Source organism: Paraburkholderia sp. BL18I3N2 (genome assembly GCF_003001875.1).
GTDB lineage: Bacteria > Pseudomonadota > Gammaproteobacteria > Burkholderiales > Burkholderiaceae > Paraburkholderia > Paraburkholderia phytofirmans.
The window spans coordinates 26,720-33,807 of sequence record NZ_PVNC01000036.1 but is presented as its reverse complement, the minus strand read 5'-3'; the positions used below and the strand labels follow the sequence as shown (position 1 = coordinate 33,807).

The following is a 7,088-nucleotide window of genomic DNA, read 5'->3' as shown; positions in this document are numbered from 1 at the left end:
TTCATCAACCCGAACGAAGTCGAGAACGTGGTCGATCACATCGTGCAACTCACCGATGGCGGCGCGGACTATTCGTTCGAATGTATCGGCAACACAAAGGTGATGCGTCAGGCGCTCGAATGCACGCACAAGGGCTGGGGCCAGTCGTTCATCATCGGCGTGGCGGCGGCGGGCGAAGAGATCAGCACGCGTCCGTTCCAGCTGGTGACGGGCCGCGAGTGGAAAGGCTCGGCATTCGGCGGCGCGCGCGGCCGCACCGACGTGCCGAAGATCGTCGACTGGTACATGGAAGGCAAGATCAATATCGACGATCTGATTACACACCGTCTGCCGCTCGAACGCATCAACGAGGGTTTCGATCTGATGAAGAAGGGCGAGTCGATTCGCTCGGTGGTGTTGTACCAGGCGACGCGCTGATCGTCTCGCTTTGCTTGAACAGCCAGGTGTCAGTTCGCTGGTGGCTCCACCTGCTAGCGATTTATCCCATGAAGTGTTGAGTGGGCGATATGAGCCCAGTGCTCATATCGTTTTTCTTCGCGTAGTACCGCGACTGGCCCAAATACAACCGGTTGCAGCCTATTGATCACAGCTTTTAAGGGGCTAAATGGGTCGTCCACTGCCGATCGCTGGTAGGCAAGGATCGGCCGGATTCTGCCCGACGGCCTTCGGCGCGAGTCGCTCCCGTTCCCGTCCCCAGTTAATCTCTGCGAATGCCGCCATTGCGCTCCAGAGCAACCGTTCTGCCCCGCCGCCGCTCGAACGCAACTCGACGTCACCGTTTGTGTCCCCGCCTATCCATGCTTACAACGGACTGTTCTGCGCATATTGAGCGCGCCGCTTGTCGATCCATCTCAGGCTCCTGGTGGCTTGTCACCCTCACCAGGTGCTATGTTAAGCACTGCGGGATTCTGGCTTAAATCAGTGATGGAACCGGAATAATGACGAAAGTTATCAATCTCTACCGCTATCCAATCAAGGGGCTCTCTCCCGAGCCCTTGACGGAAATGGCCGTCAGCCACGCGCAAGGACTGCCCTTCGACCGCGCATTCGCGCTGGCGCTCGGCACGACGCGCTTCGATCTGGAAGCCCCCGAGCCGCTCGACAAGGGCTGTTTCCTGATGCTGCGCAAGAATGAAAAGCTTGCTGCGCTGGGGACGCGGCTGGATCCAGAAACCGGCACGCTAACCATTCGCTATCGCGATGAGATTGTGCTTGAGGCGGCGACGACGAGTGCTGCGGGCCGCGAGGCGATCGAGGATTTCATGGCGGCTTATCTGGGCGAAGCGACTGAAGGCCGCCCCCGCCTCATCTCGGCCGAAGGCCACAAATTCACGGATGTCGGCGTGGTTTCGCCGGTCATGATGAAAGCGATCTCGGTGATCAACCTGGCCTCCGTGCGGGCGCTTGAGGAGGCGACCGGGATTTTCGTGCACCCCTTGCGCTTCCGCGCCAACATCTATCTCGATGGCTTGCCTGCCTGGGCGGAGTTCGACTGGCTCGGTCGGGAAGTCGAGATTGGCGGGATACGCTTTCGCGGGGCACTACGGACGCGGCGCTGTGCCGCCACCAACGTCAACCCCGAGACCGCCACACGCGATGCCAATCTGCCGAAAGCAATCTTGCAGCATTTCGGCCATACCGATCTCGGCATTTATCTTGAGGTGCTGAGCGACGGCGTCTGTTCGGTCGGCGATGCGGTGACGGTCGCGGCTTGACGAGGCCGGAGGGGCAATCAAGGGCTGGAGATCTGGTCTGACAGATGGCCAAGATGGTGAGGTGCCATGCGCGGCCGCTTGCCAGGACGTGAACAAGCTTGCTTTCTCCCTGTGTGAGCGCGCGCTTTCTCTGTTCCTCCGCTTCAAGCGCCTGCTCAACGTATGGCACTTCTGCAGGGGAGAGCCAATTGGCGAAACGCCGACGATCCACGACGATGAACGGAAGCAGCACCGCCATGACGATCGTCGGTACCGTTTCAAGAACGAACACAGGCTACGTCATCGACCCGCGTTAATCGCGAATCCGCTGTTCGTTCATGCAGGGCACCTGGCGTAGTTAAACCTGGATGCAGACCAACCGTGCAACGCCGCAGGGAGTCGCAACGCCGTGAGCGTAACGATGCCAACGAAACCGTGCAAGGCACCTTAATACGGGCTGCTCCATCTTCGCGGCATGTCTCTCGCCCTGACTAGAGCCGCTTTTCCCATTCTTTCTACTGTGGTTACGTGGATTCTTGTCGTCGACAAGTTCAGAACCCTTCGTTTTGCGCGAGCGTGAAATCGAGGTTGTGAGATTGCGCGTGGCCGAGATCGCGATTCAGGTGATTGTCGGCCCCGCCCTTCACGATCGAGCGTGCGCGTGTGGTGAGGGGTTCGGGGCGCGTGCTTACGCGGCTCACGAAAATCTCGCGCAATACGTTCCCGCCGGGGAAGCCGAGTTGCTGGGAGAGATGGACCGTCTCGGCGGGCTGGACCCTCGCGCGTTCGGCGACCTTGCGCATCGAGAGGACGGCGACTTCGTCCGGTAGCCGAGAAGGAATGCGGCGCCGGCCTGGAATTGCGGGCTCAGGTCGGGAAAGCGGTCGCGAATGGTCGCAACTAGTTCGTTGAAGTTGGGTACGGGTGCGCCTGGAAGCAGCGGATAGAAAGCGCCATCCAGGCACGGCGTGCCGGCCTCAGCGGACACGCCCTGTTTCAAGGTGGTGTCCCTGCTACGGCAGTGCACAAACTAGGTGTAAACCACTAGTTGCATCGTTATTTTGATCACCGACACTCCGCAAACAGATTTGCATAAATAACTCAAAAGCAAATTTCATTGCGAAATGCTTTTCTTCTTATTGACAAGGAGTCTCCATGAAACTCGCCGCAAAACTCGCCGTGGCTGCCCTGGCTGCAATTTCCTTCGCCAGCAGTGCCGCTTACGCCGACACGCTACTCGTGGCATGCGACACCGCGTTTGTGCCTTTCGAATTCAAGCAGGGCAATGAATATGTCGGCTTCGACATCGACTTGTGGAAGGAAATCGCCAAGGATTTGAAACTCGACTACAAGCTCCAGCCAATGGACTTCAGCGGCATTCTGCCGGCTCTGCAAACCCACAACGTCGATGTCGCGCTCGCGGGCATCACGATCAAGGACGAACGCAAGAAGGTTATCGATTTCTCCGATGGCTACTACAACAGCGGTTTCACCCTGATGGTGCCTGCGGACAGCACGATCAAGGGACCCGACGACCTCAAGGGCAAAACACTGGCGGTCAAGACTGGCACTTCGTCTTTTGACTACGCAAAAGCGAACTTCAAGAACACGGATTTGCGCGCGTTCCCGAACATTGACAATGCGTATCTCGAACTGGCCACCGGCCGCGTGGACGCCGCCATGCACGACACGCCGAACGTTCTCTACTACATCCACACCGCGGGCCAGTCGCGCGTGAAGGCGGTCGGTCCGCAAATGATGGCGCAGCAGTACGGCATCGCGTTTCCCAAGGGCAGCCCGCTCGTGGCGAAGGTCAACGCCGAGCTGGTGAAGATCAAGGCCGACGGGCGCTATGCGGCGATCTACAAGAAGTGGTTCGGCGTCGAGCCGGCGAAATCCTGATTACATGCGCTCTGGAGTTCAATGATGCAGTTCGATCCGTCGGTCATCGTGGACGCCGTGCCCGCGCTCATGCAAGGCGCGCGTCTCACGGTGCTGATCACGCTCGCGGGGTTGGCGGGCGGCATGCTCGTCGGCCTGCTGTTCGGGTTGATGCGTGCGTATGGCAACGCGTTGTCCCAGAAAATCGCGTTCACGTACATCGAGTTTGTACGCGGCACGCCGATCGTGGTCCAGGTGATGTTTCTCTACTTCGCGCTGCCCTTGCTGCTGCACGTGCGCGTCGATGCCATGACGGCGGCGGTCGCGTCGATCATCATCAACTCGGGCGCGTATATCGCCGAGATCGTACGCGGCGCGTTTCTCTCCGTGCCACGCGGGCTCAAGGAAGCAGGCCTCGCACTCGGCATGCCGGGCTGGCGCGTGCTGGCATTCGTGGTCGGTCCCGTCGCGCTGCGCCGGATGACACCCGCGCTCGGCAACCAGTTCATCGTGAGCCTGAAGGACACGTCGCTGTTCATCGTGATTGGCGTAGGCGAACTCACGCGGCAAGGTCAGGAAATCATGGCGTCGAACTTCCGCGCGGTGGAAATCTGGACGGCCGTGGCGCTCATCTACCTATGCATGATCGGCACGCTGACCTTCGGGCTGCGGACGATGGAAAAGCGGATGCGCATCCTATGAATACGATGAATCACCAGGATCTCATGACCAACCACATGGTGCAGTTCAAGCGAGTGACGAAGCGCTTCGGGCAGACCGTCGTGCTCGATCAAGTCGACCTGAGCATCGGTGCTGGCGAAGTCGTCGTGCTGATCGGACCGTCGGGTTCGGGCAAGTCCACGCTTCTGCGTTGTATCAACGCGCTGGAGCAGATCGATGGCGGTGATCTCGTGGTCGATGGCATCAGCGTGCTCGGCGGCTCCAAAAAGGTACGCGAGATTCGTCAGGAAGCGGGCATGGTGTTTCAGCAGTTCAACCTGTTCCCGCAGATGACGGCATTGGAGAACGTCGCGTTCGGCCCGCGCCAGGTCCGCGGCATGAGCAAGCCCGACGCGGAATCGCTGGCGCGCGAGCTGTTGACGAAGGTCGGGCTCGGCGCGCGCGTCGGGCACTATGCGAGCGAACTGTCTGGCGGCCAGCAGCAGCGCGTGGCCATCGCACGTGCGCTTGCAGTGAAGCCGAAGCTCATGCTCTTCGACGAGCCCACGTCCGCACTCGATCCCGAACTGCGCCAGGAAGTGCTGCGCGTCATGCAGGCGCTTGCCGAAGAAGGCATGACCATGGTCGTTGTCACGCACGAGATGGCGTTTGCGCGCAAGGTCGGCACGCGGCTCATCTTCATGGAACACGGGCACATTACCGTCGACGGGCCGCCTGCCGATTTGCTCGATAATCCGCCTAATCAGCGCCTGCGCGATTTTCTGCAACACGTCGAATAACTTTGCAAATCACTTTGAATATGGCAGCACTCGGATTTATTGAAATCTCCGGTTCACCGCGCGAGGCGGGCGAAGCACTCGGCCGGTTCGGCGCGCACGCCGTGCGGGCGAATCTATTGAAGACGCCTGCATGGCAAACCATCATGCAATGGCGTGGCAGCGACACCTCGAAGGCAATGGCCGCGCTCGTGCGCGAACGCTTTCCGCGCGTATGGGACGAGCTCGAAGGTCTGGCGATTGGTCTTGGCCTGCCCTTCGAGGATGTCTTTCTCTGGAACTGCCGCGGCGATCTCTGGGCGATGTCGCCCGATGGCTGCACGACCGTGCAGATTCCGGGCGTCGATACGCGCCGGATCAGCCACAACGAAGACGGTCTTCCATGCTTCTCCGGTCATTGCGCGATTGCCGAATGCAAGCTCGAAGGCAGCGCGGGCTTCGCAGCCTTCGTTTATCCTGCTTCGCTGCCGGGGCATACGTTCGCGGTCACGAACGGCGGTCTCGCCGTGACCGTAAACAATCTGCGTCAGCGTGAGGTCGTCGTGGGCGTGCCGCGCATGGTGCTTACCCGCGCGATGCTCGACACGGGTGATCTCGATGAAGCCCTGTCCATCGTGAGGGACAATCCGCGCGCGGGCGGCTTTCATCTGACGCTCGGCGCCTGTAGCAGTCCCGCGCTGCTGAGCGTCGAATTCAGCGCGCACGATTGCTCGGTAACCGAAGTGGTAGTGCCCTCACTGCATGCAAACCACGCCATTCACCCGTCGATGCACGGCTTCTCGCAGATCATCACGGATTCGTCGCGTCATCGGCAGGCGCGCGGCGATGCGATGCTCGCATCCGGTGAACCAGTCGATCCGCTCGCGATCCTTGCCGATCGGCAAGATGCCGCGCTGCCGATACATCGTCTCGATCCGAACGACCCCGACGACGAGAACACACTTGCCACCGCCGATATGACGATTCGTGCGTCTCACATAGAATGGAAGGTTCACGAATATCCCGGGCAGCCCGCTCGGTATCGGATGATCAATGGACACAGGCAAACAGAAGGGGCATCGCTCCAGCGAGACTGACTCAGACGCGCAGATGCCGCCGCGCAGCGTGGACGGACTGCGCGAGTTGGTGATACGCATCGGCCGCGACGAGGCCGAGGTCTCGCTCGGCGGCAAGGCGCGTACCGTTCTCGCCAAACTGCTCGAACGCCCCGAAGAAACGGCGGTGCGCACCATCACTGATCTCGCGGCATCGCTCGATGTCAACGCGTCCACGCTCACGCGCCTGTCCACCAGGCTCGGCTATGCGGGCTTCTCGGATTTTCAGGGCGTGTTTCGCGACAGCCTCGCCGAGCGTCATCGGAGTTTCTATAGCCAGCAGGCGGAGCGGCTCGTCGCGAGCAGCAAAACGCACGCGCGCGATGCAGCACCCGAAGTCGACATGGTCGTGAAGCTCGCGCGCGAATCGATCGGCAATGTGGAAGGCTTCATCGCGCAACTTTCGCCTTCCGATCTGCGCAGCGCCGCGCGCCTCATCGCCAATGCGAAGCGCGTGCGCGTTCATGGCCTGCGCCAGTTCAGCGCCCTGGCGAGCTTCGTCTGCTATGGGCTCGGCATGATCCGCACGGATGTCGCTCTGCTCGATGTGCAGGGGCTCGGCGTCGCGGAAGGACTCGCGCAGTTGCAGCCGGGCGATGTCGTGCTCGTGACGAGCGTCGCGCCCTATACGCGCAGTGTCGCCGATGCCGCCATAGCCGCAAAGGAAGCCGGGCTCGAAGTCATCGCGATCACAGATACGCTCGCCTCGCCACTCGTACCGCCCGCGCGCCATGCCTTTCTAGTGCCGCACGAAAGCAGCTTCTTCAGCAACAGCATGGGTGCCTATCTTGTTTTTTGCGAGGGCCTGCTGAATCTTGTTGCGGCGCATCTCGGGACGCGCTCCCTCCAGGCGCTTGAGCGGCGCGAGCGTCTGATCAGGACGCTCGGTATTGAGACGCCCTGACGCGCGTCGCATTATGCGCTCGCGTGGATGTTCGGGGGTGATCGCGGGCACATCCTTT

Annotated in this window: 7 protein-coding genes and 1 pseudogene; 7 read left to right on the top strand and 1 reads right to left on the bottom strand. The window is 60.8% G+C overall.

Translation table 11 applies throughout. From position 1 onward, the window contains the following. Together B0G75_RS38520 and B0G75_RS38515 are read left to right on the top strand one after the other, a co-directional pair. Positions 1-417, top strand: a 417-nt coding sequence (locus B0G75_RS38520; RefSeq protein WP_146142595.1) for a zinc-binding dehydrogenase, incomplete at its 5' end; no start/stop codon positions are given. A 521-nt stretch (positions 418-938) separates the two neighbouring features. Next, positions 939-1,715, top strand: coding sequence for an MOSC domain-containing protein (locus B0G75_RS38515; protein WP_106314839.1), 777 nt, complete (start codon positions 939-941; stop codon positions 1,713-1,715). Positions 1,716-2,257: 542 nt separating this feature from the next. On the opposite strand, the pseudogene B0G75_RS38510 reads toward B0G75_RS38515, so the two are convergent. Continuing rightward, a pseudogene (locus B0G75_RS38510) lies at positions 2,258-2,634 on the bottom strand (MurR/RpiR family transcriptional regulator); the annotation flags it as partial. Between the two features lie 215 nt (positions 2,635-2,849). On the opposite strand from B0G75_RS38510, the gene glnH reads away from it, so the two are divergent. The 5 genes from glnH to B0G75_RS38485 are packed head-to-tail and all read left to right on the top strand — an operon-like array spanning position 2,850 to position 7,030. Then, a complete protein-coding gene (gene glnH / locus B0G75_RS38505) occupies positions 2,850-3,596 on the top strand; it encodes a glutamine ABC transporter substrate-binding protein GlnH (RefSeq protein ID WP_106314838.1) in 747 nt (248 codons plus the stop codon). A 24-nt stretch (positions 3,597-3,620) separates the two neighbouring features. Then, positions 3,621-4,277, top strand: a complete 657-nt coding sequence (glnP, locus tag B0G75_RS38500; protein WP_106314837.1) for a glutamine ABC transporter permease GlnP — start codon at positions 3,621-3,623, stop codon at positions 4,275-4,277. Then, positions 4,274-5,035: a glutamine ABC transporter ATP-binding protein GlnQ gene (glnQ, locus tag B0G75_RS38495; protein WP_106314836.1), complete on the top strand. Its 762-nt coding sequence runs from the start codon at positions 4,274-4,276 to the stop codon at positions 5,033-5,035. The genes glnP and glnQ overlap by 4 nt, the downstream gene beginning before the upstream one ends. A gap of 20 nt (positions 5,036-5,055) precedes the next feature. Beyond that, entirely contained in the window at positions 5,056-6,108 is a 1,053-nt protein-coding gene (locus B0G75_RS38490) for a C45 family peptidase (protein ID WP_106314843.1), read from the top strand. Further along, a complete protein-coding gene (locus tag B0G75_RS38485; RefSeq protein ID WP_106314835.1) occupies positions 6,065-7,030 on the top strand; it encodes a MurR/RpiR family transcriptional regulator in 966 nt (321 codons plus the stop codon). The genes B0G75_RS38490 and B0G75_RS38485 overlap by 44 nt, the downstream gene beginning before the upstream one ends. Positions 7,031-7,088: the final 58 nt, after the last annotated feature.